Genomic DNA, 23,652 nt, shown 5'->3' on the forward strand with positions numbered 1-23,652 from the left:
CCCCTTCCCCTTCTGGTGGGCCATCAGGGGCTCGAACCCTGAACCAATGGATTAAAAGTCCACTGCTCTGCCAATTGAGCTAATGGCCCGCACCGAGCAGCATAGCCCGAGGACGTGCCGCAGCCCGAAGGCATTACCGAACGGCCAGGTCACAGGGGTGCCGCGGACCGTGCGGCGGGCCCTCGGGCGGGGCCTCCCGACCGTACAACGCACCGGGCCCGTACGGCACTTGTGTGCGTACGGGCCCGGTGGTGAGCGGCGTCGGTCAGTGATCAGCCGTTGCGCTTCCAGCGCGGCTTGTCCTCGCGGCGGCCGTAGGAGCCGGCGGTGGCGCCACGGTGGTCGTCACGGCGGCCGTAGGGACGGTCACCGCCGGAGCGGTGGCCACCGGAGGAGGGGCGGCCGCCGGAGCGGTCGTCGCGGTTGAAGGGCCGGTCGCCACCGCCGGAACGGTAGCCGCCGGAGCGGTCGTCGCGGTGGAACGGGCGGCTCGGGCGGTCGCCGCGGTCGCGGTTGAAGCCGCGGTCACCGCGGTCGAAGGAACGGCCACCGGCGCGGTCGCCACGGTCGTCCCGGCGGAAGCCACCGCGGTCGTCACGACGGTCACGGTCGAAGGAACGGCCACCGGAACGCTCGTCCCGGTTGAAGCCACCACGGTCGTCGCGACGGTCATCCCGACGGTCCCGGCGCTCGAAGCCACCGCGGTCGTCGCGACGGTCGCGGTCGAAGGAACGGCCACCGGAGCGGTCGTCACGACGGTCGTCGCGGCGGTCGAAGGACCGGCCACCGGCGCGGTCGCCACGGTCGTCCCGGCGGAAGCCACCGCGGTCGTCACGACGGTCACGGTCGAAGGAACGGCCACCGGAACGCTCGTCCCGGTTGAAGCCACCACGGTCGTCGCGGCGGTCCCGGCGCTCGAAGTTGCCGCGGTCGTCGCGACGGTCGGAGGCGGCCGGACGGCGCTCGTCGGCGGCGCTCCGCTCGGCGGCGGCGGCCTCGGCGGCGACCTCCGCGGCGGCGGTCTCGGCGGCGGCGGCCAGCACCTCGGCCGGGTCCTCACCGCGCTCGCGGGCGGCGCGGGCGGTCAGCCGGTCGGCGTCCTCGCGCAGCTCGGCGGCCCGGCGCTGCAGGCGCTCCAGCTCGCGGGTGAGCTGGGCGACCTCGCGCTCGGCCTGCTTGGCGGAGTTGTTGGCGGACTCGGCCTGGACCTCGGTGAGCGAACGGGCGCCGGTGATCCGGGCGACGTCCTCGTCGAAGGTGCCGGAGCCGACGATGTGCCGGGAGGCGTCCACACCGGCGTCCTCCATCAGGCGGAAGATCTGCCGGCGCTGGTGGGGCAGCGAGAGCGAGACGACCGTGCCGGACTGGCCGGCGCGGGCGGTACGGCCCGAGCGGTGCAGGTAGTCCTTGTGGTCGCCGGCCGGGTCGACGTTCAGGACCAGGTCGATGCCGTCGACGTGGATGCCGCGGGCGGCGACGTCGGTGGCGACCAGCGCGTTGACGTAGCCGTCCTTGAAGTCCGCGAGGACCCGGGTGCGGGCGCCCTGGGTCATGCCGCCGTGCAGCGCGTCGGCCTTCACGCCGGACTCGACGAGCTGCTCGGCGATGCGGTCGGCGCCCAGCTGGGTGCGGACGAAGATGATGGTGCGGCCCTTGCGGGCGGCGATGGCGGCGGTGACCGGCGCCTTGTCCTTCGGCTTCACGACCAGGACGTGGTGGGTCATGGTGGTGACGTTGCCCTGGGCGCTGTCGACCTCGTGGCTGACCGGGTTGGTCAGGTAGCGCTTGACCAGGGTGGAGATCTCGTTCTCCATCGTGGCGGAGAACAGCATCCGCTGGCCGCCCGCGGGCACCTGGTCCAGCAGCTCGGTGACCTCGGGCAGGAAGCCCAGGTCGGACATCTGGTCGGCCTCGTCGAGGACGGCGACCTGGACGTCCTCCAGGGAGCAGGCGCCGCGGTTGATGATGTCCCGCAGCCGGCCCGGGGTGGCGACGAGGATGTCGACACCGCGCTCCAGGGCGTAGATCTGGTTGCCCATGGACGTACCGCCGCAGACGACCTTCATCTTCAGGCCGAGCACGTCGCCGTAGGGCTGGAGGGCGTCCGCGACCTGCATGGCCAGCTCACGGGTCGGGGTGAGGATGACAGCGCGCGGCTTCTTCTTCTCGGTGCGACCGTCGGCGAGCCGGGCCAGGGTGGGCAGACCGAAGGAGAGGGTCTTGCCGGAGCCGGTGCGGCCGCGGCCGAGGATGTCCTTGCCGGCCAGCGCGTCCGGGATGGTCGCGGCCTGGATCGGGAAGGGGGTCGTCACGCCGTTCTGCGCGAGCTTGCGCACGACGCCCTCGGGGAGGCCGAGGTCGGCGAAGGTGATGGTGTCGGCGTCGGCCTCGGCGTCGGCAGCGGTGTCGGCCTGGACGTCGGCAGCGGTGTCGGCGTCGGTCGTGGCCTCGGTCACCTCGGCGGCCGGACGCTCGTCCTGCTCGTCGTGTGCGGGCATGACGGACTGATCAGTGGAAATGGACATGCGAAATGCGAAACCTTCCGGAGTCTCGGCACGCGCCCAAACTCCGTGTGTTTCACACGACCGCCTCAATGCGGTCAGCCACGGCAAGGGAGAGAACGCGCCACGCGGCGCGCTTCTTTTCTGGCGCCGGGCAAATGGGATCAAACGATCTACCACCATACGCACTCCGCCCCCCGGATGGCAAATGAGCCGCTGACCAGGGCTTTCCGGCCGGGCCCCGCGTCTTCCCGGTCCGACCCCGCGCCTTTACGGCCGCCGCCCCGCCTCCGCTTCCGCTGTCAGCCCCCTGTCAGCGCCCGGTCAGGCGCCGCCTCAGGCCCCCTCGTCCATGGTGCCCGGCTCCCCCGGATCCCCCGGCTCGGCCAGCGACGACATCGGCGAGACCGGGGAAGGGCCGGACGCCTGCGCGGTCGGCGGCGGTGCGGGGGTGCTCGGCGGCGGGGTCGGGGCGGCGGTGGGGGTGCTGGGGGGCGGGGGCGTGTCGGGCGGGGAGGACGGCCGGGCGGAGTGGGACGGCGAGGGGCCGGCGGGTCCGGGGAGCCCGCCGTGGCCGCCGGAGCCGCCGCTGTTGCCCGCGCCGGGTTCCGGCCCCGAGGGCTGCACCGGGCCGGGGGTCGCCCCCTCCTCGGAGGGCTTCGGCTTCGCGGACTTCGACTTCTTGCCCGGTTTCTCGTCGCCGCCGGCCGGGCGGGCCTCGCCGTTGCGGCCCAGTTGCCGCGCTCCGGCGCCGCGCCCGTCGGCGGTCGGTCCGCCGGGGCCGGGCTGCCCGCCCTGGCCGTCGTGCCGGGCGGCACCTCCGGACGGCTTGGGCTGCCCCGGGTCGCTGACGCTCATGCAGCCGGCCAGGGACGCGGCCAGTGCGGTGAGGGTCACGGCGGCGACGGCGACCCGGGCCAGCGCCCGGCCGGCCGGTGACGGGGCCCCGGACGGCTGCGCAGCGGACGACCGGGAGGCGTACGGCTGCGAGGACGGCACCGGTGGCTCCGGTGGCCGCGCCGCCGCGGGGGCGGCGGGCGGCGGTGTCGGGGACGGTGAGGGGCGGTAGGGGCTCGGGCGCACGGCGGGACCTCCGGATCCGGAGCGCAGGGACGGCGGCACGGACGCCCTGCCCAACTCCCGCCCCCCGCTTGAGGACACGCGCCCCGCGCCGCCGATCACGCCGGGGCGCCGCCGCGGCTCAGCCGTAGCCGAGCGAATGCAGCCGGGCGTCGTCGATGCCGAAGTGGTGCGCGATCTCGTGAACGACCGTCACCTCCGCCTCGGCGACCACGTCCTCACGCGTCGCGCACATCCGGAGGGTGGGCCCCCGGTAGATCGTGATCCGGTCCGGCAGCACGCCCGCGTACCACTCACCGCGGTCGGTGAGCGGCGTCCCCTCGTACAGCCCGAGCAGCTCGGGGTCCTCGGCCGGCGGTTCGTCCTCGACGAAGACCGCCACGTTGTCCATCAGCCGGGTCAGCTCCGGCGGGATCCGGTCCAGGGCCTCGGCGACCAGTTCCTCGAACTCCTCGCGCGTCATTTCCAGCACACCACCATTCTCCGCCACCTTTCCCCGCCTCCGATCGTCGCCGCCCGCCCGCCGTCCCGCACCACCACCCAGGTCGCCGCGCCCTGATTGACGGCCGCCCTGCCGGGCATACGGGGCCAATGGCCCGTGCTGAGCGCTCCCGGACATCGGCCCCCGACCTCCCGCGAAACCCCCTGCTCCGGTGGCTGCCCCGCCCGTTCCGCCCACCGTGGCGTCCGGGCCGGGACCGGCCGCCCGGCGTATCGGCGCCGCCCGGAGCCGTCCGCCGCCCCTCCTGCTTCCGCCGTACGGAACCCGCCGTCGACCTCCTCGACCCGCCGCGTCCGCCGGCCCGTTCGCTCGGCCTGATAGCCGTGGCCGCGCTCGGTTCCTGGCTGGGGCTGGTCCTCATCGGCACCGTGCACGCCCCGGTCGGCCCGATGGACACCAGCATGGCCCTGCGCCCCTCGCTGACCGGCGGGACCCGGATCGACGTCGCGCCGCTCGGCGACCTGGAGCTGAGCAGCCACTACGCGCCACTCCGCCTCGACGTCGACGTCGACCGGCTGGACCCGGTCCGCTCGCAGGCGCTGGTCGCCCACCCCGAACGGTTCGCCGGCCTGCAGGACGAGGTCACCCATGACGTCACCCGCGGCGCCCTCGGGCTGGCGGCGCACTCCTGCCTCGCCGTGGCCGCCGGCGCCACCGCACTGGGCCTGGTCGTCTACCGCCGCCCGCGCCGCGCCCTGGCCGCCGGCGGCCTGGCGCTCGCCCTGCTCGGCGCCTCCGCCGGCACCGCGTACGCCACCTGGAACCCGGACTCGGTCCTGGAGCCGAAGTTCTCCGGGCTGCTGTCCTCGGCCCCGTCCGTGGTCGGCAACGCACGCAGCATCGTCAGCGAATTCGACGTGTACCAGAAGGAGTTGGCGCGACTGGTCACCAACGTCACCAAGCTCTACGACGCCACCTCGACGCTGCCGGCGTACCAGCCCGACCCCAGCACCCTGCGCGTCCTGCACGTCTCCGACATCCACCTGAACCCGGCCAGCTGGCGGATCATCGCCTCCCTGGTGAAGCAGTACCGGATCAACGTGATCGTCGACACCGGCGACACCATGGACCACGGCTCGGCCGCCGAGAACCACTTCCTCGACGCGGCGTCCACGCTCGGCGCGCCGTACGTGTGGGTGCGCGGCAACCACGATTCGCGCACCACGCAGAAGTACCTGTCCGGCCGCCGGCACGTCACCGTCCTCGACAACGGCCGGGTGGTCCGGGTCGCCGGGGTGCGGATCGCGGGCACCGGCGACCCGCAGTTCACCCCGGACCGCTCGGTCGTCGCGGCCGGGGACGCCGCCGAGCGCGCCGCCGGGGACCGGCTCGCCGACGTGCTGCGCACCGAGCGGCTGGCCGGGACGCCGGTCGACCTCGCGCTGGCTCACAACCCGGCCGCCGCGGCGCAGACCGACGGGCTGGTCCCGCTGGCACTGGCCGGCCACATCCACCACCGCGAGAACACCACGCTCCCCCGGGGCACCCGGCTGATGGTCGAGGGCTCCACGGGTGGCGGCGGGCTGCGCGCGGTGCAGAACAAGAAGCCCGCCCTGGTCCAGGCGTCGGTGCTCTATCTGGACCGCAGGACCAAGCGGCTGCAGGCCTGGGACGAGATCACCCTGGGCGGGCTGGGCCTGTCCCGCGCCGAGGTCAGCCGCCACCTCCCGCGGGAGAACCAGCCCGGCGCCACGCCGGCGCCGACCCGCTCCGCTCACCCGTCCGGCCCGCACCCCGGGCCGTCGGCCGGCCGCTCACCGGGGGCTTTCTCGCGGCCGACCAGGACCCCTTCCGACGGCTCCGGGTAAACCGTTTTGGCGAACGGTCCTCCCATCCCATATGCTTCTCACGTCCCCGACGGCGCCGGTAACGACGCCAAGGAGGCCACCAGCCCTCATCGTCTAGTGGCCCAGGACGCCGCCCTTTCAAGGCGGTAGCACGGGTTCGAATCCCGTTGGGGGCACGCAACACCGTGTGTGAGAATGGTTCAGGCCGCTTTCACACAATGCAAGGTCCTGTGGAGCAGTTTGGAGTGCTCGCCACCCTGTCAAGGTGGAGGCCGCGGGTTCAAATCCCGTCAGGACCGCTGCGGCTGGGTAGCTCAGTTGGTACGAGCGATCGCCTGAAAAGCGATAGGTCGCCGGTTCGACCCCGGCCCCAGCCACACCCTTTGGACGAAGGCCCCGGTTCCTCGAACCGGGGCCTTCGTCGTTCCTCCGCCCGGCGGGATCCGCCGCTCAGCCGTCCGCCGCAGGGGCCGCCTCGCTCTCGCGGCCGCCGGGGTGGCGGTGGCGCCAGACCCAGAAGACCGTGCAGGAGAGCACCGACCAGGCGGCCAGCACGAGGAACGGGAAGGCGTGCTGGTGGCCGCCGAAGTAGACCGCGGTGTGCTGGGCGTTGACCGAGGCGCCCGGCGGGAGCCAGCGGCCGATGTGGCCGAGGACCGACGGCAGCAGCGGCCAGGAGACCGCGCCGCCGGAAGAAGGATTGCCCAGCAGCACCATCAGGCCCCAGGTGGGGATCATGGCCCAGCGCCCGATGAGGGTGTTGAACATGGTGAAGACCATGCCGGAGGTGAACATGGTCAGCGCCAGGATCAGCCAGGACTCGAAGAACGGCAGCCGCAGGGCGCCCAGCCACCAGTCGACCACCGCCGCGATGGCGAACGCGCCGAGCAGCGCGTAGACGATGGTGAAGGCGATCCGCTCGGCCGGGTTGAGGGCCCGGGCGTGCACGCTGAGCTGGATCGCGCCGACGAAGCCGATGATCACCGCGGCCAGGGAGATGTAGAAGAGGGCGAGCCCGCGCGGGTCGCCCTTCTGCAGCGGGATGATGTCCCGGAGGCGGACGTCCACACCGGTCGCCCGGCCGACCGCGGCGCCGGATTCGGCCAGCAGCTGGGCCACCGTGGCGCCCGAGGCAGCGGAGACGTCCAGTTCGACGCCGCGCCCGTGTGCGCGCAGGATCGCGAACTCCCGCTGCTCGTCGACGGCCGCCCGGGCCGCGCCGTTCGAGGGGTACCCGGTCAGCCGGAGGGCGGCGTTCAGGGCCTTCTCCATCCCCTCGGCGAAGGCCCTCACCTGCGGGGCGGCGGGGGAGCCGACCACCGCGGTGGGGATGTGCCGCGGCGCCGGGTTGGCCATGGCGTACGTGTACGAGCCGGCGAAGAGGCCGGCGGCCGCGGCGAGGATGAGGACCAGCACGCCGGCGGGGAAGAACGGGGACCTCTTGAAGGCGGACCATTTCTCCGCCCCGGTCCGGGGGCCGGGGTCGCCGCGATGATCAGGCATGCGGCCACGCTAAGCCACCGATGTCCGACATTCCCGTACGGGAGGCCGTCCGCGGGCGGGCGCCCGGCCGGGCCGGCAAATGGTTCGCCAGTCGTTCACCCGAGGTGAGATCCTGGGGGACGTATGTCCAGTCAGCCTGCCTCCGCCCTGCCCGACGGCATCTCCTCCACCCCGCCCGGCACCGCTGCTCCCACCCTCCCCGCGCTGAGCGAACGCCTGCCCGAGCTGATGCTGCGCGACGCGCAGCGGCTGGGGCGCCGGCTCGACGGCGCGCGCCGGATCCGTAAGCCCGAAGCCCGGGCCGCCGTGCTCGCCGAGATCGCCGACGGCATCGGCGAGGCCGAGCTGCGGGTCGCCCAGCGGCGCGCCGCACTCCCGGAGATCACATATCCGGAAGAGCTGCCGGTCAGCCAGAAGAAGGACGACATCCTCGCCGCGATCCGAGACCACCAGGTCGTGATCGTGGCCGGTGAGACCGGCTCCGGCAAGACGACCCAGATCCCGAAGATCTGCCTGGAGCTCGGCCGGGGCGTGCGCGGCCTGATCGGGCACACCCAGCCGCGCCGGATCGCGGCCCGTACGGTCGCCGAACGCGTCGCGGAGGAGCTGAAGACCCCGCTGGGCGAAGTGGTCGGCTGGAAGGTCCGCTTCACCGACCAGGTCGGCGCCGACACCCTCGTCAAGCTGATGACGGACGGCATCCTGCTCGCCGAGATCCAGACCGACCGCGAGCTGCGCCAGTACGACACGATCATCATCGACGAGGCGCACGAGCGCAGCCTCAACATCGACTTCATCCTCGGTTATCTGGCGCAGCTGCTGCCCCGGCGCCCCGACCTGAAGGTCGTGATCACCTCCGCGACCATCGACCCGGAGCGGTTCGCGCGGCACTTCGGCTCGTTCGCCACGGTCGGGGCGGCGGACGCCGCCGCGGGCGACGGCGACGAGGCTCCCACCGCGCCGATCGTCGAGGTGTCCGGCCGTACGTATCCGGTGGAGGTGCGCTACCGCCCGCTGCTGGAAGAGGGCGGCACCGACTCCGACCGCGACCAGATCACCGCGATCTGCGACGCGGTGGACGAGCTGCAGGCCGAGGGGCCGGGCGACATCCTGGTCTTCCTCTCCGGCGAGCGGGAGATCCGCGACACGGCGGACGCGCTCAACAAGAAGCAGCTGCCGCACACCGAGGTGCTGCCGCTGTACGCCCGGCTGTCGCACGCCGAGCAGCACCGCGTCTTCCAGCGCCATACCGGCCGGCGGATCGTGCTGGCCACGAACGTCGCCGAGACCTCGCTGACCGTGCCGGGCATCCGGTACGTCATCGACCCGGGCATGGCCCGGATCTCCCGCTACAGCTACCGCACCAAGGTCCAGCGGCTGCCCATCGAGCCGGTCTCGCAGGCCAGCGCCAACCAGCGCAAGGGCCGCTGCGGCCGGACCAGCGACGGCATCTGCATCCGGCTGTACTCCGAGGACGACTTCCTCTCCCGCCCCGAATTCACCGACGCGGAGATCCTCCGGACGAACCTCGCCTCCGTCATCCTGCAGATGACCGCGGCCGGCCTCGGCGACATCGAGAAGTTCCCGTTCATCGATCCGCCGGACCGCCGCAACATCAAGGACGGCGTGCAGCTCCTCGAAGAGCTCGGCGCGCTCGATCCGAAGCAGAAGGATCCGAAGAAGCGGCTCACGCAGACCGGCCGCAAGCTGTCCCAGCTGCCGGTCGACCCGCGGCTGGCACGGATGGTGCTGGAGGCGGACCGCAACGGCTGCGTCCGCGAGGTCATGGTCATCGCGGCCGCGCTGTCCATCCAGGACCCGCGCGAGCGGCCGTCCGACAAGCAGCAGCAGGCCGATCAGCAGCACGCCCGCTTCAAGGACGAGACCAGCGACTTCCTGGCGTTCCTGAATCTGTGGCGCTATGTGCGCGAGCAGCAGAAGGAGCTGTCCTCGTCGGCCTTCCGCCGGATGTGCCGCAACGAGTTCCTGAACTACCTGCGGATACGCGAGTGGCAGGACATCTACTCCCAGCTGCGTACGGTCGCCAAGACGATGGGGATCCATCTGAGCGAGGAGGACGCGGCACCGGACCACATCCACACCTCCCTCCTCGCCGGTTTGCTTTCGCACATCGGACTGAAGGACACCGAGGCCAAGAACGAGTACCTCGGCGCCCGCAGCGCCAAGTTCGCGGTCTTCCCCGGCTCCGCGCTCTTCAAGAAGCCCCCGCGCTGGGTGATGTCCGCCGAGCTGGTCGAGACCTCCCGGCTGTGGGCGCGGGTGAACGCCAAGGTCGAGCCGGAGTGGATCGAGCCGCTCGCCCAGCACCTGGTCAAGCGCACGTACAGCGAGCCGCACTGGGAACAGAAGATGGCCGCGGTGATGGCGTACGAGCGGGTCACGCTCTACGGCGTACCGATCGTCGCCCAGCGCAAGGTCAACTACGGCCGGATCGATCCGGAGACCTCGCGCGAGCTGTTCATCCGCAATGCCCTGGTCGAGGGCGACTGGCGCACCCACCACCAGTTCTTCCATGACAACCGCAAACTCCTCGGTGAGGTCGAGGAGTTGGAGCACCGCGCCCGGCGCCGCGACATCCTCGTGGACGACGAGACGCTCTTCGACTTCTACGACCGGCGGATCCCCGAACACGTCGTCTCCGGCGCCCACTTCGACTCCTGGTGGAAGACCAAGCGCCGGGACGAGCCGGAGCTGCTGAACTTCGAGCACTCGATGCTCATCAACGAGTCCGCCGAGGCCGTCACGAAGGACGACTACCCGGATTCCTGGCGGCAGGGAAAGCTGAAGTTCAAGGTCACGTACCAGTTCGAGCCGGGCGCGGACGCGGACGGCGTGACCGTCCACATCCCGCTGCAGGTCCTCAACCAGGTCTCCTCCGAGGGCTTCGACTGGCAGATCCCGGGCCTGCGCGAGCAGTTGGTGACGGAGCTGATCCGGTCGCTGCCCAAGCCGATCCGGCGCAACTACGTCCCGGCGCCGAACTTCGCGGCCCGCTTCCTGGACGCGACGGTCCCGCTGCAGGGCGCCCTGACGGCCTCGCTGGCCGCCGGGCTGCAGCGGATGGTGGGCGTGCCCGTCGATCCGGCGGACTTCGACCCGGACAAGGTCCCCGACCACCTCAAGATCACCTTCCGGGTGGTCGACGAGCGGCGGCGCAAGCTCGCCGAGGCCAAGGACCTGGAGGCGCTGCGGCACAAGCTCAAGCCCAAGACCCAGGCGGCCATCTCCAAGGCCTTCGAGCAGGCCGCCGAGCGGCCCGGCCGGGGCGGCAAGGGCGGCAAGGGCAGCGGGTCCGCGGCCGACGAGGCGGCACCGGCCGGCGTGGAGCAGCGCACCGGCCTGACGTCCTGGACGATCGGCACGCTGCCGCGCACGGTCGAGACCCGGCGGGCGGGCCAGCTGCTGAAGGCGTATCCGGCGCTGGTGGACGAGGGAAGCAGCGTCGCGGTCCGGCTCTTCGACACCGAGGCCGCGCAGCAGTCGGCGATGTGGGCGGGCACCCGCCGCCTCGTCCTGCTCAACATCCCCTCCCATCCCGCCAAGTTCGCCCAGGACAAGCTGAGCAACCAGCAGAAGCTCGCGCTGTCCCGCAATCCGCACGGTTCGATCGCGGCGCTCTTCGACGACTGCGTGACCGCCGCCGCGGACCGTCTGATCGCGGCGCGGGGCGGACCGGCGTGGGACGAGGAGTCCTTCCGCAAGCTGTTCGACGCGGTCCGGGCCGACCTCGTGGACGTCACGCTGCGGACGATCCAGCAGGTGCAGGAGGTGCTGGCCGCCTGGCAGGCGTGTGAGCGCCGGCTGAAGGAGACGTCCTTCCCCTCGCTGCTGCCGTCGCTGACGGACGTCAAGGCGCAGCTGGCGGAGCTCATCAAACCCGGCTTCGTGACCGCGCACGGCGCCAAGCGGCTGCCGGACCTGATGCGCTATCTGATCGCCGCCGACCGCCGTCTGACGCAGCTGCCGACCAACGCCGAGCGGGACCGCTCCCGCATGGCGAAGGTGAAGGAGATGCAGGACGAATACGTCTGGCTGCTGGAGCAGTTCCCGCCGGGCCGTGCGGTGCCGGCCGAGGCCCGGGAGATCCGCTGGATGATCGAGGAGCTCCGGGTCAGCTACTTCGCGCACGCCCTGGGGACCGCGTATCCGGTCTCCGACAAGCGGATCATGAAGGCGGTGGACGCGGCGGTGCCCGCCTGAGGGCGGGCCTCCGGTATCGAGTTCGACCGCACCCCCTGACCTGCTGTACAGTCTTGCTTCGCAGCCCGCCGCAAGCGGAAAGCGAAACGCAAGGTCCTGTGGAGCAGTTTGGAGTGCTCGCCACCCTGTCAAGGTGGAGGCCGCGGGTTCAAATCCCGTCAGGACCGCCTCTGTTCGGCCCGCATCCTTCTTGGATGCGGGCCGTTCTGCGTTTGGCTGTGCGCCGTACCCGCCGCGCGTCCGCCGTGGCCCGTACGCCGGTCCGGCGCCCGTCCGCCGCTTCCGCCTTCCGCGCGCCGTCGGCTGCGGCCCGTGACTGCTTTGCTGCCCGCTGTATTGACGGGACCTTCCGGCGCCGGTACTCACTTGGGGAGGTTTGTGGGGGCCGGGGAGGTACGCACGATGACGACTGCGGTACGGCACGAAACCAGGGCACTGCTGCGAGCCCATCTGGCCGCGGCCCAGGGCTACCGCCACCAGATGCGGCACTGCCCCATCTGCCATCAACTGCTGCGGCTCGCCATGGAGCCGCACACGGCCCGCTCCGGGCCCGCCGCGGAGCCGGCCGCACCCGCTTCCGCCCCGGCCCCCGCGCCGGCCGCCTGCGAGCCGCCGGCGGCCGAGGACAAAAGTCCCGCACCGCGGTGACCAAGGACGCCCGCGCGGCGTCTTGTCCGGTGGAAGCGTGGGAACGGGCGGGGAAGAGTGGGAAAGGGTGGCGAGGGAAAGCGCCTCCCGGAGGGGGTAATTCCCCTACCGCAGTGGGCGGATGGCCACAAGCGGCGCGCCGTGTGACGGGAGTCACCGAACAAGTTTTGCCGGGCAGGGTACTTACACCCTCCCTACAATGGGTCAATTTAATATGTGCAATTGCACCACCCGCCCGGGCGCATCGCATACCCATTCCCGGAGTCACTCCTGAGGGCCCCCGGAGGGCCCCTGAAGGCACCGTGGACGCCGCCGGGCGCCGGCCCCGGCGACAGCTGGCCCGAGGCTTCTGACCGGCCCTGGAGCGGCCGTACACATGAAAATCGCGCTGGACCCGGCGGAGTCCAGCGCGATCGGTGACGTACCCAGTGGAGCGGGTGTGGGGCCTGTTGGGGTCAGACGCCGCGTCGTATGAAGCTGTGTGAAGCGTGGTGGAGCAGGTCGAGCCTGGTGCGCGAAGTGGGCGTTTTCGGGTTGGGGGCCCCGAAAACGGCCTGGCTACGCGGCTTTTCAGGCCTCGCTGCGCTGCTGCGGAATGCCCGCCAGCAGTGCGCGGACCTCAGCCTCGCGGTAACGCCGATGCCCTCCGAGCGTGCGGATGGACGTGAGCTTGCCTGCCTTGGCCCAGCGGGTGACCGTCTTGGGGTCGACACGGAACATCGTGGCAACCTCGGCAGGGGTCAGCAGCGGCTCGGCGTCAGGGGTGCGAGCGGTCATGAGCGGCCTCCTCGGGAGAACCGAACCATCACGGTTCTTTCCTCTAAATTCTGCACCTTGACCCGCGTTGCCCGAAATGGCGGACGCGGGCCGAGTCGGTTATAGGACGAACGGCTTGTCCTCGGCACTACAACTACACCATCTGTCCAGCCACGTCGGCCAAACCGATGGAATTGCCCTCTCAGGTGTTCAACCTCGGCGGATGCCGATGGACCGTGCCATAGCGGACAGTCACACCGCCGTGACGATCAGTCACAACGGGCTCAGCCGCCACGAGACCCCTCAAGGACCGCAATACCGATCTATCCGCCCTTAGTTGGACGGAAGGAGCCCGGGCCGGGCTCCTTGTCCTATTTTGGCACGAGGAGGAGGCTTGCTAGCAAGACCCGAAGTAAGTGCTTTAGGTCACGCTTGGGGCAATCGCCCGGTTAAGGACCTACGTCCCTTACCGCCCGACCACCGCGAAGCGAGCACCGTACGACAGCACCGTGAACTCGGGAAAGGGTTCGGGCGGTCAGCTCGAGAACTGACGTTCGCGGACCGCGCGCCACCGCTGGGAGAGCTTCTCGTACGCGGCACCGGCCCGCTCGCCGTCCCCCTCGCGCAGCGCCGCCAGTCCCTCCGCCACCTCGGCGGCGGAACGGTCCTCGGCGAGCTGCCCCTCGGGCACCGCGTGCACCAGCCCTCCGTAGTCCAGCTCCACGAGCGAGCGTGGGTGGAATTCCTCGAGCCAGCGCCCCACATCTACCAGGCCGTCGATCAGCGGGCCCTCTTCCAGGGCGTTCCGCAGCGTCCGCAATCCCCGCGCGACCCGCCGTCTGGCCTGCACCATCGGCGTGCGGTAACGCAGCACGGTCCCCTGGTCACCCTCCGCGTACTCCCGCTCGGCGTCGTCGAAGAGGACGAACCAGCGGACCGGGACGTGCCAGGACGCGCCGCGGATCCACGGCCGGGCGTCGGGGTTGCGCTCGCGCCACTGCTCGTAGTCGGTGGCGGCCTGCCGACGCACCACCGGGGGCAGCGCCGCGTCCAGCACCGCCGCCGGCAGCAGCTCCTCCAGGCCCTCCAGGGCCTGCCAGCCGCGCAGCCGGGTGCGCCAGGGGCAGACACACACCACCTCGTTCACGACCGCGACGAAGGCGTCCGCGCTCTCGTGGACCGGGACCGGCACCGGCGGGGTCGGCAGCAGGTCGGCCAGCGCCCGGCGCTGCTCGTCCTGGGCGGTGGGGGTGTCCTCCCGCTTGGCATAGCGCGCCCAGTGGGAGCGCTCCGGCTCGGGGAACGCTGCCAGCGGCTCGTAGACCCGCAGGTATGCCATGTACGGGACCTTCACCGACGACGCCAGAGCCACGCCCGCTCCTTACGAGGAAGTCCACCGCCCGAGGACCCGCCGCACGGCGTGCCCGACACGCCCGAGGGCCCCCGACCGGCCTGCGATACGACCAGATCGTCCCACGTCCGTCCCCCGGGAGAGGGTGATCCTCGGCACCTGACCGATCAACCGCCGTCGCAGGTCTTACGCTCTTCCCAACCGGCCCTCCCCACCCGTAGGAGGGCGTCCTTCGCGACTTATGGGAGTCACCACCGTGACTGACGTACGTCCGGCCCCCGCCGGCACCGACGGCGGCGTTCTGCACACCCTGTTCCGATCGGAACAAGGGGGCCATGAGCAGGTCGTTCTCTGCCAGGACCGGGCCAGTGGCCTGAAGGCAGTGATCGCCATCCACAGCACCGCGCTGGGTCCCGCGCTCGGCGGCACCCGCTTCCATGCCTACGCCTCCGAGGAGGAGGCCGTGCTGGACGCACTGAACCTGTCGCGCGGCATGTCGTACAAGAACGCCCTCGCCGGGCTGGACCACGGCGGCGGCAAGGCCGTGATCATCGGCGATCCCGATCTGATCAAGACCGAGGAACTGCTGCTCGCCTACGGCCGGTTCGTGGCCTCGCTCGGGGGCCGCTACGTCACCGCGTGCGACGTCGGCACGTACGTCGCCGACATGGACGTGGTCGCCCGTACGAACAAGTGGACCACCGGCCGTTCCCCCGCGAACGGCGGCGCCGGCGACTCCTCCGTCCTGACCGCCTACGGCGTCTTCCAGGGCATGCGCGCCTCGGCACAAGCCCTGTGGGGCGACCCGACGCTGCGCGGCCGCAAGGTGGGCATCGCCGGTGTGGGCAAGGTCGGGCACCTCCTCGTCGAGCACCTCCTCAAGGACGGTGCCGAGGTCATGATCACGGACGTCCGCGCCGACGCGGTGGCGCGGGTCCGCGCCGAGCACCCGCAGGTCACCGCGGTCGCCGACACCGAGGCGCTGATCCGCACCGAGGGCCTGGACGTGTACGCGCCGTGTGCGCTGGGCGGGGCGCTCAGCGACGACTCGGTGCCGGTGCTCACCGCGAAGGTGGTGTGCGGCGCGGCCAACAACCAGCTCGCGCACCCCGGCGTCGAGAAGGACCTCTCCGACCGCGGCATCCTCTACGCCCCCGACTACGTCGTGAACGCCGGCGGCGTCATCCAGGTGGCCGACGAACTGCACGGCTTCGACTTCGACCGCTGCAAGACCAAGGCGGCGAAGATCTTCGACACCACGCTGGCAATATTCGCTCGTGCGAAGGCCGATGGGATCCCGCCGGCGGCGGCCGCCGACCGGCTCGCGGAGCAGCGGATGGCGGAGGCACGGAGGAGCTGACCGAACGTTCCGGCCAGGGCGGCCGGAAACACCACCTTGCGCGGCCCGCCACGGCCGGTCGGGGAGACATCCCTCACCACCCGTCGGCGGGTCGCCGCACGGGACAGGTTAAAATCGCAGTTGACCAGCGGGGACGGGGCACCCTGCGGGTCGTGCCGAGCGGCGGGTGATGCGGGCGACGTACCGTATGGCCGCGGAAGCAGGTACCGTTAAAGCTCTACGGGCCGGTCTCTCTGTCGAGAGCCCGCTCTGATCCATGAACGCGTGTCAAGACTCTGGGGCCATCGAGCCCCGTCACTGAGGGGGTCGACCCATGGGGCGCGGCCGGGCCAAGGCCAAGCAGACAAAGGTCGCCCGCCAGCTGAAGTACAACAGCGGTGGGACGGATCTCTCAGCACTGGCCAGCGAGCTGGGTGCAACTACGGCACCGTCGAGCCAGCAGCCTCCGAACGCGGAGCCGTTCGAGGATGACGAGGACGACGACCCGTACGCACGGTACGCAGAGCTGTACAACGACGACGATGACGAGGATGAGGGCGACTCCTCCCAGCAGCGTCGTCGTGCTTGACGTCCTGCGCGCTCGCGGCACCCGCTAGCAGCATCACGGACCCGGTCCTGGGCATTGCCCGGGCCGGGTTTTGTGCTGCCCGGAACGCGAGCGTCCGGGGACCGGCCGGGCCGGTCCGCCGGAGGTGCGCCGCAGCGGCGGCCGCACCGGTGGGTGCCGGTGCGGCGGCCGGTCCGCTCAGGCGGCGTAGTCACCGGTCAGGGTCACCGCGTCGGCGTGGTCGCCGCGCTCGACGATCTCACCGCTGACCCAGGCGTCCACCCCGCGGTCGGCGAGCGTGGTCAGCGCCACGTCCACCGACTCCTGCGGGACGACGGCGATCATGCCGACGCCCATGTTCAGGGTCTTCTCCAGCTCCAGGCGCTCGACCGAGCCGGCCGTGCCGACCAGGTCGAAGACCGGGCCGGGCGTCCAGGTGGAGCGGTCGACGGTGGCGTGCAGCCCGTCCGGGACGACCCGGGCGAGGTTGTTGGCCAGTCCGCCGCCGGTGATGTGCGAGAAGGCGTGGACCTCGGTCGTCCGGGTCAGCGCCAGGCAGTCCAGCGAGTAGATCTTCGTGGGCTCCAGCAGCTCCTCGCCCAGGGTCCGGCCGAACTCGGCGACCTCCTGGTCGAGGGTCATCCCGGCCCGGTCGAAGAGGACGTGCCGGACCAGGGAGTACCCGTTCGAGTGAAGTCCGGACGAGGCCATCGCGATCACCGCGTCGCCCGTACGGATACGATCCGCGCCCAGCAGCCGGTCCGCCTCGACGACGCCCGTACCGGCGCCGGCCACGTCGAACTCGTCCGCGCCCAGCAGGCCCGGGTGCTCCGCGGTCTCGCCGCCGACCAGCGCACAGCCGGCCAGCACGCAGCCCTCGGCGATGCCCTTGACGATCGCCGCGACCCGCTCCGGGTAGACCTTGCCGACGCAGATGTAGTCGGTCATGAACAGCGGCTCGGCGCCGCACACGACCAGGTCGTCGACGACCATGCCGACGAGGTCGTGACCGATGGTGTCGTAGACGCCCATCTTGCGGGCGATGTCGACCTTGGTGCCGACGCCGTCGGTGGCCGAGGCCAGCAGCGGGCGTTCGTAGCGCTTGAGGGCGGAGGCGTCGAAGAGGCCGGCGAAGCCCCCGAGCCCACCGACGACCTCGGGGCGGGTGGCCTTCTTCACCCACTCCTTCATCAGGTCCACGGCGCGGTCGCCGGCTTCGATGTCGACGCCCGCGCTCGCGTAGCTGGCGCCGGAAGGTTCAGCGGACATGGCTGAGAACTTTCGTGTCGTGTGTGTACGAGCTCTACGGGCGACGCAGCGCGTCGGCCCCGCCGACCCCGGCGGTGAGCGTCTGGACGCCGTCCACGTCGGACTTCGTCGGTGCCGCGGTCTCCGACTCCAGGAGGTGCTTGCCCAGCAGCTCCGGGTCGGGCAGCTCCATCGGGTACTCGCCGTCGAAGCAGGCACGGCACAGGTTCGGCTTGGCGATCGTGGTCGCCTCGATCATGCCGTCGATGGAGATGTACGCGAGCGAGTCGGCGCCCAGCGACTTGCCGATCTCTTCCACGCTCAGCCCGTTGGCGATCAGCTCCGCGCGGGTGGCGAAGTCGATGCCGAAGAAGCACGGCCACTTGATGGGCGGCGAGGAGATCCGGATGTGGACCTCGGCCGCACCGGCCTCGCGCAGCATCCGCACCAGCGCCCGCTGGGTGTTGCCGCGGACGATCGAGTCGTCGACGACGACCAGCCGCTTGCCGCGGATGACTTCCTTGAGCGGGTTGAGCTTGAGGCGGATGCCGAGCTGGCGGATGGTCTGCGAGGGCTGGATGAAGGTCCGGCCGACGTAGGAGTTCTTGACCAGGCCGGACCCGTAGGGGATGCCGCTGGCCTCGGCGTAGCCGACCGCGGCGGGGGTGCCGGACTCGGGCGTCGCTATCACCAGGTCCGCGTCGGCGGGCGCCTCGGCGGCCAGCTTGCGGCCCATCTCCACGCGGGAGAGGTACACGTTGCGGCCGGCGATGTCGGTGTCCGGACGGGCGAGGTAGACGTACTCGAAGACACAGCCCTTGGGGCGGGCCTCGGCGAAGCGGCTGCTGCGCAGGCCGTCCTCGTCGATGGCGACCAGCTCGCCGGGCTCGATCTCCCGGATGAAGCTGGCGCCGACGATGTCCAGGGCGGCGGTCTCGGAGGCCACCACCCAGCCGCGCTCCAGCCGGCCGAGGACCAGCGGGCGGATGCCCTGCGGGTCGCGGGCGGCGTAGAGCGTGTGCTCGTCCATGAAGCAGAGCGAGAAGGCGCCCATGACCTGGGGAAGGACGCGCGGCGCGGCCTCCTCGACGGTCAGCGGCTTGCCGTCCTCGTCGACCTGGCCGGCGAGCAGCGCGGTCACCAGGTCGGTGTCGTTGGTCGCCGCGACCTGGGTGGCCCGGCCGCCCTCACGGGGCAGCGCGGCGACCATCTCGGCCAGCTGGGCGGTGTTGACCAGGTTGCCGTTGTGGCCGAGCGCGATGGAACCGTGCGCGGTGGCGCGGAACGTCGGCTGGGCGTTCTCCCACACCGAGGCACCGGTGGTGGAGTAGCGGGCATGGCCCACGGCGATGTGGCCCTGGAGGGAGCCGAGGGAAGTCTCGTCGAAGACCTGGGAAACCAGGCCCATGTCCTTGAAGACGAGGATCTGGGAGCCGTTGCTCACTGCGATGCCCGCGGACTCCTGTCCACGGTGCTGCAGCGCGTACAGCCCGAAATAGGTGAGTTTGGCGACCTCTTCACCCGGAGCCCAGACACCGAAGACGCCGCATGCGTCCTGGGGGCCCTTCTCGCCGGGGAGCAGGTCGTGGTTGAGTCGTCCGTCACCACGTGGCACGCCCTTGAGTCTAGGGCAGGTCGCGCATTCATCCGAACCGGGGATGGCCGCGCTCCTGGATGAGTGCATGAACGGGCCATGAAGCGTGCTTGACGTGGTCACGGCCACCCGGACAGGATTTCTGCCCATGCAGACCCCGCAGCCCTTGGCGCACCTGGTGTGTTGCCGGGCGCCCCGCTCCGCGCAGCGCCTGGTGCGCCGCCGCCACGTCGACCTCGGTCGCGTCGCGAGCGCGATCTGTCGCTGAGCATCAGCAGCGTAGCTGCGGGTGACGGCGGGTCCGGCGGTTTTCCCGGACCACCCCTCTGAGCTGGCCTTTCGCCGCGCCCTCGCCCCTTCCTGCCACCACCCGGAATGCCGCTTTCGCGTCGTACGCACTGAATGCCGCACGAGCGCCCCGGCGTTCCGGTGTGAGATACGCGACGCCTCTCCGCCCGCCGCCGTCCCCGGGGGCTTCCGCGCGCCGCGCCCCGCCCCGAGACGCCCCCTCCGGAGAGTCGAACCCATGCCGTCCGAAGATCCCGCCCGCACCTCCGCAGCGCCTGATATGTCGCTCAACTCCCCCGATTCCGCGGATCCCTCCGCCCCCTCCGCTCCCGTCCCGCCCTCCGGCCTCTCGCGGCGCGCCTTCGGCGGGCTCGCCGGCGCCGGTGCCGCGGCCGCCGTGGGCGGACTGGGCGCCGTCGCTCCGGTGGCCGCCGCCGGCCCTGCCGCGGCGGCCGCCCCGTTCACCGAGGAGGCGTTCCGCGCCGCGCCCGGCCGGCACTCGCGGCGCCCCAACATCCTCTTCATCCTGGGCGACGACCTGGGCTGGGCCGACCTGTCCTCGTACGGCTCGCCCCACATCCGTACGCCGCACCTGGACCGGCTGGCGCGCCAGGGCGTCCGCTTCAGCCACGCCTACGCCGGCTCCGCCACCTGCTCGCCCACCCGCTTCTCCCTCTACACCGGGCGATACCCGGGCCGTACGAAGGGCGGGCTCGCCGAGCCGATCGCAGACCGGAGCGCCGGCCTGGATCCGCACCACCCCACCCTCGCCTCGCTGCTGCGCACCGCCGGCTACTCGACCGCGCTGATCGGCAAGTGGCACTGCGGCTACCTGCCGGACCACAGCCCCACCAAATCGGGCTGGGAGACCTTCTTCGGCAACTTCGGCGGGGCGCTGGAGTACTACTCGAAGCTGGGGCTCGCCGGGGAGTACGACCTCTACGAGGGCGACGCCGAGTACCGGGACCTGCGCTACTACACCCGGATCCTCACCGAGCGGGCGATCGGCCACATCGAGCGCGACCATGACAAGCCCTGGCTGCTGAACCTCAACTTCACCACCCCGCACTGGCCGTGGATCGCCGACGGCGACGAGGAGGAGAGCGCGAGGATCGTCCGCCGGATCGAGGCGGGCGAGCCGGGCGCGCTCCGGCACCAGGACGGCGGCTCGCTGGAGAAGTACCGCGAGATGGTCGAGGACCTCGACCGCTCGATCGGCGAGGTCCTCGCCGCCCTGCGCCGCTCCGGCCAGGAGGAGGACACCCTGGTCCTCTTCGCCAGCGACAACGGCGGCGAACGCTGGTCGTACAACTGGCCGCTGTCCGGGAACAAGGCCTCACTCCAGGAGGGCGGCATCCGGGTGCCGACCATCGCGCGCTGGCCGGCCCGGCTGCGCCCCGGCCAGGTCAGCCATGAGCCGGTCTTCACCCCGGACTGGACGGCCACGCTGCTGGAGCTCGCCGGCGCCCGGCCGGACCGCGGGCACCCGCTGGACGGTACGAGCCTGGCCGGCCATCTGCTGCGCGGCGAGCGGATCGCCGGGCGCGACCTCTTCTGGCGGGTACGCGGCGAGCGGGCGCTGCGGCGCGGCGACTGGAAGTACTACCGCGGCAGGAGCGGCAAGGACCAGCTCTTCCACATCGTCAGCGATCCGCGCGAGCAGGCCGACAAGGCGCCGGACGAACGGCGGCTGCTGGGCGAGCTGCGGGCGGCCTGGGAGGCGGTGGACGCCACGCTGCTGCCGTATCCCAAGGACTGACCGGCCACCACCCGGCGCATCCGCCGGCCGTCCTCATGCCCCGTTGGGCAGCCGCTCGGCCCGCCGGCCCGCCGTCCGTCAGCCCATCACCGGCAGCTGGCCGCCGAGGCCGGCCCGCTCGCCACTGGCACTGACCGTCGCGGCGGCCAGCTCCGCGTCCCAGGTCGTCCGGCCGGTCGCCAGGCGTATCCAGGTCAGCGGGTCGGTCTCGACGACGTTCGGCGGGGTGCCGCGGGTGTGCCGGGGGCCCTCGACGCACTGCACCACGGCGAACGGCGGCACCCGGACCTCGACCGACCCGCCGGGCGCCTTGACGGCCAGGGCATCGGCCAGCAGCCGCGTCGTGGTGGCCAGCGCCTGGCGGTCGTACGGGATCTCCGCGCCGGTCGCCGCGGCCAGGTCGTCGGTGTGCACGACGAGCTCGACGCAGCGGGTGACCAGGTAGTCGGCCAGCCGCATCGCGCCGGGCCGGGCGGCCACCAGGCGCTCCGCACCCTCCGGCGGCAGGAGGCGCTCGAACTCCTCCGCGGTGCGCGCCAGCACTTCCACGGGGTCGTTGCCGGACGCCAGCGCGCGGGTGTCGGCGTCGATCCCGGGGGCGAGCGGCGCGGTGGCGAACGGCCAGTCCAGCAGGGTGGTCGTCACCTGCGGCGGGGCGGGCAGCGCGAGCGCTCGCGACACGCTGCCGAGCACCAACACCAGATGCGCCACGAGCTCCCGCACCGTCCAGTCGCCCAGCCGGGTCGGCAGCGCGAACTGATCGGCCGTCAGCTCACCCACGGCCGCGCGGACCTGCGTGAACTGCGCGCGGACGGCGGCGCGGGTCTTCTTCTCGTCGTACTGGCGGGAGCGCGACTTCCGGGCGGCAGGAGACATGCGATCAGCGTAAGCGGCAGCACTGACAACCGCCCCGCCTCACGCAGTACGCCCGGGCCCGCGCCCGGCCCGCACGCGGAACGGCCCGCCAGACCTGCTGGCGGGCCGTTCCGAGGCGGAGCAGATCAGGCGATCAGCCCCGGGATGGTGCCTTCGTGGGCGGTGCGCAGTTCGCTGAGCGGGATGCTGAACTCGCCCTGGAGGTCGATCTCTTCGCCGTCGACGACACCGATGCGGGTGGCCGGCAGGCCCCGGACGGTGCACATGTCGGTGAAGCGGACTTCCTCGCTGCGCGGCACGGCGACGACCGCACGGCCCGCCGACTCGGAGAACAGGAAGGTGAACGCATCCAGTGCGTCGGGCACGACGAGCCGGGCACCTGCCCCGCCACGCAGGCACGACTCGACCAGCGCCTGGATCAGTCCACCGTCGGACAGGTCGTGGGCGGCGTCGATCATGCCGTCGCGGGAGGCGGAGATCAGGATCTCGGCCAGCAGCCGCTCCCGCTCCAGATCCACCGCCGGCGGCAGACCACCCAGGTGCTCGTGCACGACCTGCGACCAGGCCGAGCCACCGAACTCCTCCCGGGTCTCCCCGAGCAGGTAGATCAGCTGCCCTTCCTCGGCGAACCCGATCGGCGTGCGACGCGTGACGTCATCGATCACACCCAGCACGGCCACGACCGGCGTGGGGTGGATCGCCGTCTCGCCCGTCTGGTTGTAGAGCGAGACGTTGCCGCCGGTCACCGGGGTGCCCAGGATCTGACAGGCATCGGCCAGACCACGGGTGGCCTCGGCGAACTGCCACATCACCGCCGGGTCCTCGGGCGAACCGAAGTTCAGGCAGTCCGAGACCGCCAGCGGCTTGGCACCGGCAGCCGCCACATTGCGGTACGCCTCCGCCAACGCCAGCTGCGCACCCGCGTACGGGTCGAGCTTGGCGTAGCGGCCGTTGCCGTCCGTGGCCAGCGCCACACCCAGATTGGTGTCGGCATCGATGCGCACCATGCCCGCGTCCTCGGGCTGCGCGAGGACGGTGTTGCCCTGGACGAAACGGTCGTACTGGTCGGTGATCCACGCCTTGGACGCCTGGTTGGGGTGCCCCACCAGCTGCAGGACCTGCCGCTTGAGCTCCTCGCCACCCGCCGGACGCGGCAGCTTGCCCGCATCATCGGCCTGCAGCGCGTCCTGCCAGTCGGGGCGGGCGTAAGGCCGCTGGTAGACCGGGCCCTCGTGGGCGACGGTGCGCGGGGGGACGTCGACGATCTGCTCGCCGTGCCAGAAGATCTCCAGGCGTTCGCCGTCGGTGACCTCACCGATGACGGTGGCGATCACGTCCCACTTCTCGCAGATCTCCATGAACCGCTCGACGTGCTGCGGCTCGACGATCGCGCACATCCGCTCCTGCGACTCACTCATGAGGATCTCCTCAGGAGAGAGCGAGGAATCGCGCAGCGGCACGGAGTCCAGCTCGACCCGCATGCCACCGGAACCGGCCGACGCCAGCTCACTGGTGGCACACGACAGGCCCGCACCGCCCAGGTCCTGGATACCGGCGACCAGCTTCTCGCCGAAGATCTCCAGGGTGCACTCGATCAGCAGCTTCTCCTGGAACGGGTCACCGACCTGCAC

17 protein-coding genes and 5 tRNA genes are annotated in these 23,652 nt (G+C 71.6%); 11 read left to right on the forward strand and 11 right to left on the reverse strand.

Annotation, left to right across the window (positions count from 1 at the left end; genetic code table 11):
* Positions 1-13: 13 nt before the first annotated feature.
* From AB0E02_RS33200 to AB0E02_RS33215, 4 genes are all read right to left on the reverse strand, one after another.
* Positions 14-89, reverse strand: a tRNA-Lys gene (locus tag AB0E02_RS33200).
* Between the two features lie 183 nt (positions 90-272).
* Entirely contained in the window at positions 273-2,525 is a 2,253-nt protein-coding gene (locus AB0E02_RS33205) for a DEAD/DEAH box helicase (RefSeq protein ID WP_362146457.1), read from the reverse strand.
* Between the two features lie 312 nt (positions 2,526-2,837).
* On the reverse strand, positions 2,838-3,500 hold the full coding sequence (locus AB0E02_RS33210) for a hypothetical protein (protein WP_362146460.1): 663 nt from the start codon (positions 3,498-3,500) through the stop codon (positions 2,838-2,840).
* Between the two features lie 202 nt (positions 3,501-3,702).
* The gene (locus AB0E02_RS33215; protein WP_030416647.1) at positions 3,703-4,053 is read right to left on the reverse strand and encodes a metallopeptidase family protein; all 351 of its coding nucleotides are present in this window, start codon (positions 4,051-4,053) and stop codon (positions 3,703-3,705) included.
* Between the two features lie 119 nt (positions 4,054-4,172).
* On the opposite strand from AB0E02_RS33215, the gene AB0E02_RS33220 reads away from it, so the two are divergent.
* The 4 genes from AB0E02_RS33220 to AB0E02_RS33235 all read left to right on the forward strand — a co-directional run bounded on the left by AB0E02_RS33220 (position 4,173) and on the right by AB0E02_RS33235 (position 6,247).
* A complete protein-coding gene (locus AB0E02_RS33220; RefSeq protein WP_362146464.1) occupies positions 4,173-5,891 on the forward strand; it encodes a metallophosphoesterase in 1,719 nt (572 codons plus the stop codon).
* Between the two features lie 82 nt (positions 5,892-5,973).
* Positions 5,974-6,046: transfer RNA gene (locus AB0E02_RS33225), tRNA-Glu, on the forward strand.
* A 48-nt stretch (positions 6,047-6,094) separates the two neighbouring features.
* Positions 6,095-6,169: transfer RNA gene (locus AB0E02_RS33230), tRNA-Asp, on the forward strand.
* A 4-nt stretch (positions 6,170-6,173) separates the two neighbouring features.
* Positions 6,174-6,247: transfer RNA gene (locus AB0E02_RS33235), tRNA-Phe, on the forward strand.
* 73 nt (positions 6,248-6,320) lie between these two features.
* Here the strand turns inward: AB0E02_RS33235 and AB0E02_RS33240 are convergent.
* Complete coding sequence (locus AB0E02_RS33240) at positions 6,321-7,373, reverse strand: ABC transporter permease (protein WP_362146466.1); 1,053 nt, start codon at positions 7,371-7,373, stop codon at positions 6,321-6,323.
* 123 nt (positions 7,374-7,496) lie between these two features.
* On the opposite strand from AB0E02_RS33240, the gene hrpA reads away from it, so the two are divergent.
* The 3 genes from hrpA (at position 7,497) to AB0E02_RS33255 (ending at position 12,242) form a co-directional block, all read left to right on the forward strand.
* Positions 7,497-11,594 (forward strand): ATP-dependent RNA helicase HrpA, encoded by a 4,098-nt coding sequence (gene hrpA / locus AB0E02_RS33245; RefSeq protein ID WP_362146469.1) that lies wholly within the window; start codon positions 7,497-7,499, stop codon positions 11,592-11,594.
* Positions 11,595-11,686: 92 nt separating this feature from the next.
* Positions 11,687-11,761, forward strand: a tRNA-Asp gene (locus AB0E02_RS33250).
* Positions 11,762-11,996: 235 nt separating this feature from the next.
* The gene (locus tag AB0E02_RS33255; RefSeq protein ID WP_362146472.1) at positions 11,997-12,242 is read left to right on the forward strand and encodes a DUF6274 family protein; all 246 of its coding nucleotides are present in this window, start codon (positions 11,997-11,999) and stop codon (positions 12,240-12,242) included.
* A gap of 570 nt (positions 12,243-12,812) precedes the next feature.
* Here the strand turns inward: AB0E02_RS33255 and bldC are convergent.
* Positions 12,813-13,019: a developmental transcriptional regulator BldC gene (gene bldC / locus AB0E02_RS33260; RefSeq protein ID WP_003949541.1), complete on the reverse strand. Its 207-nt coding sequence runs from the start codon at positions 13,017-13,019 to the stop codon at positions 12,813-12,815.
* Positions 13,020-13,533: 514 nt separating this feature from the next.
* Positions 13,534-14,370 carry a hypothetical protein gene (locus AB0E02_RS33265; RefSeq protein ID WP_362146475.1) on the reverse strand — a complete coding sequence of 279 codons (837 nt, stop codon included), beginning with the start codon at positions 14,368-14,370 and terminating at the stop codon, positions 13,534-13,536.
* Positions 14,371-14,590: 220 nt separating this feature from the next.
* Between AB0E02_RS33265 and AB0E02_RS33270 the strand changes: the two genes are divergently transcribed.
* Both AB0E02_RS33270 and AB0E02_RS33275 read left to right on the forward strand, forming a co-directional pair.
* A complete protein-coding gene (locus tag AB0E02_RS33270) occupies positions 14,591-15,709 on the forward strand; it encodes a Glu/Leu/Phe/Val dehydrogenase dimerization domain-containing protein (RefSeq protein WP_362146478.1) in 1,119 nt (372 codons plus the stop codon).
* A 313-nt stretch (positions 15,710-16,022) separates the two neighbouring features.
* Positions 16,023-16,277 carry a DUF3073 domain-containing protein gene (locus AB0E02_RS33275; protein ID WP_201811735.1) on the forward strand — a complete coding sequence of 85 codons (255 nt, stop codon included), beginning with the start codon at positions 16,023-16,025 and terminating at the stop codon, positions 16,275-16,277.
* Between the two features lie 177 nt (positions 16,278-16,454).
* On the opposite strand, the gene purM is transcribed toward AB0E02_RS33275, so the two are convergent.
* Positions 16,455-17,525, reverse strand: coding sequence for a phosphoribosylformylglycinamidine cyclo-ligase (gene purM / locus AB0E02_RS33280; RefSeq protein ID WP_201811733.1), 1,071 nt, complete (start codon positions 17,523-17,525; stop codon positions 16,455-16,457).
* A gap of 34 nt (positions 17,526-17,559) precedes the next feature.
* Positions 17,560-19,119: an amidophosphoribosyltransferase gene (gene purF, locus AB0E02_RS33285; RefSeq protein WP_362146483.1), complete on the reverse strand. Its 1,560-nt coding sequence runs from the start codon at positions 19,117-19,119 to the stop codon at positions 17,560-17,562.
* 127 nt (positions 19,120-19,246) lie between these two features.
* Here purF and AB0E02_RS33290 point away from each other — a divergent pair, with 127 nt between their 5' ends.
* Both AB0E02_RS33290 and AB0E02_RS33295 read left to right on the forward strand, forming a co-directional pair.
* Positions 19,247-19,366 carry a putative leader peptide gene (locus tag AB0E02_RS33290; protein ID WP_362146486.1) on the forward strand — a complete coding sequence of 40 codons (120 nt, stop codon included), beginning with the start codon at positions 19,247-19,249 and terminating at the stop codon, positions 19,364-19,366.
* Positions 19,367-19,624: 258 nt separating this feature from the next.
* Positions 19,625-21,145, forward strand: coding sequence for a sulfatase-like hydrolase/transferase (locus tag AB0E02_RS33295; protein WP_362146489.1), 1,521 nt, complete (start codon positions 19,625-19,627; stop codon positions 21,143-21,145).
* Between the two features lie 78 nt (positions 21,146-21,223).
* On the opposite strand, the gene AB0E02_RS33300 is transcribed toward AB0E02_RS33295, so the two are convergent.
* Positions 21,224-22,021, reverse strand: coding sequence for a sterol carrier family protein (locus tag AB0E02_RS33300; protein ID WP_362146492.1), 798 nt, complete (start codon positions 22,019-22,021; stop codon positions 21,224-21,226).
* Positions 22,022-22,146: 125 nt separating this feature from the next.
* Positions 22,147-23,652 (reverse strand): phosphoribosylformylglycinamidine synthase subunit PurL (gene purL / locus AB0E02_RS33305; protein ID WP_362146495.1); only part of this gene is annotated, 1,506 nt, incomplete at its 5' end.

Source organism: Streptomyces sp. NPDC048196 (assembly GCF_040652715.1).
Lineage (GTDB): Bacteria > Actinomycetota > Actinomycetes > Streptomycetales > Streptomycetaceae > Streptomyces > Streptomyces siderophoricus.

Excerpts from the sequence above, each read along its gene's own strand:
- AB0E02_RS33255 (WP_362146472.1), top strand. The coding sequence starts at position 11,997 with ATGACGACTGCGGTACGGCACGAAACCAGGGCACTGCTGCGAGCCCAT.
- AB0E02_RS33275 (WP_201811735.1), top strand. The coding sequence starts at position 16,023 with ATGGGGCGCGGCCGGGCCAAGGCCAAGCAGACAAAGGTCGCCCGCCAG.
- AB0E02_RS33300 (WP_362146492.1), bottom strand. The coding sequence starts at position 22,021 with ATGTCTCCTGCCGCCCGGAAGTCGCGCTCCCGCCAGTACGACGAGAAG.
- AB0E02_RS33240 (WP_362146466.1), bottom strand. The coding sequence starts at position 7,373 with ATGCCTGATCATCGCGGCGACCCCGGCCCCCGGACCGGGGCGGAGAAA.
- bldC (WP_003949541.1), bottom strand. The coding sequence starts at position 13,019 with ATGACCGCTCGCACCCCTGACGCCGAGCCGCTGCTGACCCCTGCCGAG.
- purM (WP_201811733.1), bottom strand. The coding sequence starts at position 17,525 with ATGTCCGCTGAACCTTCCGGCGCCAGCTACGCGAGCGCGGGCGTCGAC.
- AB0E02_RS33220 (WP_362146464.1), top strand. The coding sequence starts at position 4,173 with ATGGCCCGTGCTGAGCGCTCCCGGACATCGGCCCCCGACCTCCCGCGA.
- hrpA (WP_362146469.1), top strand. The coding sequence starts at position 7,497 with ATGTCCAGTCAGCCTGCCTCCGCCCTGCCCGACGGCATCTCCTCCACC.
- AB0E02_RS33295 (WP_362146489.1), top strand. The coding sequence starts at position 19,625 with ATGCCGTCCGAAGATCCCGCCCGCACCTCCGCAGCGCCTGATATGTCG.
- AB0E02_RS33205 (WP_362146457.1), bottom strand. The coding sequence starts at position 2,525 with ATGTCCATTTCCACTGATCAGTCCGTCATGCCCGCACACGACGAGCAG.
- AB0E02_RS33290 (WP_362146486.1), top strand. The coding sequence starts at position 19,247 with ATGCAGACCCCGCAGCCCTTGGCGCACCTGGTGTGTTGCCGGGCGCCC.
- AB0E02_RS33270 (WP_362146478.1), top strand. The coding sequence starts at position 14,591 with ATGGGAGTCACCACCGTGACTGACGTACGTCCGGCCCCCGCCGGCACC.